Source organism: Spirosoma arboris (genome assembly GCF_009754945.1).
Lineage (GTDB): Bacteria > Bacteroidota > Bacteroidia > Cytophagales > Spirosomataceae > Spirosoma > Spirosoma arboris.
The window spans coordinates 1-398 of the sequence record NZ_WPIN01000085.1 but is presented as its reverse complement, the minus strand read 5'-3'; the positions used below and the strand labels follow the sequence as shown (position 1 = coordinate 398).

The 398-nt window shown below is 40.2% G+C and carries 1 protein-coding gene; it reads right to left on the bottom strand.

Annotated features, from left to right (window positions below; all coding sequences use genetic code 11):
- Positions 1 to 33: 33 nt before the first annotated feature.
- Positions 34 to 282, bottom strand: coding sequence for a hypothetical protein (locus GO755_RS42300; RefSeq protein ID WP_198175102.1), 249 nt, complete (start codon positions 280 to 282; stop codon positions 34 to 36).
- Between the last annotated feature and the right edge of the window lie 116 nt (positions 283 to 398).

The following is a 398-nucleotide window of genomic DNA, read 5'->3' as shown; positions in this document are numbered from 1 at the left end:
GGATCAAATCTAAATGTTGTGGAGCGACTTGGCTTAAGCATATAAATGAGTCAGTTGATAAAGGAAGAATTCCACATTCCGAACTTCACAGAATTGATTGCGAAAGGACTTGATTTTGGCATTAAACGATTTAGTCGGGGATAGCTGTTTGATATGAAGCAAGACCTGATGGCTCCGAATGGGGAAATTTTGTGCGGTAATGCAGGAAAATAAACCCTTCGACAACAAATTGTCCTTTTGCTGCTCTTTAGGTTGATTATTTAATTCCTCAAGGTTGTGCATGCTGATCGACCAATGTAAGGTCAAAATGGTCCAGAATGAACTTGAGTAAAAGTAACTTGATCAGGGGTAGGTGGCCCTCCAAAACAAATGAACTTGGTTCGAAAGCACAAGTCTAG

What these genes read in the sequence shown, in the direction of transcription:
- GO755_RS42300 (WP_198175102.1), bottom strand. Translation starts at nt 282, where the DNA reads ATGCACAACCTTGAGGAATTAAATAATCAACCTAAAGAGCAGCAAAAG.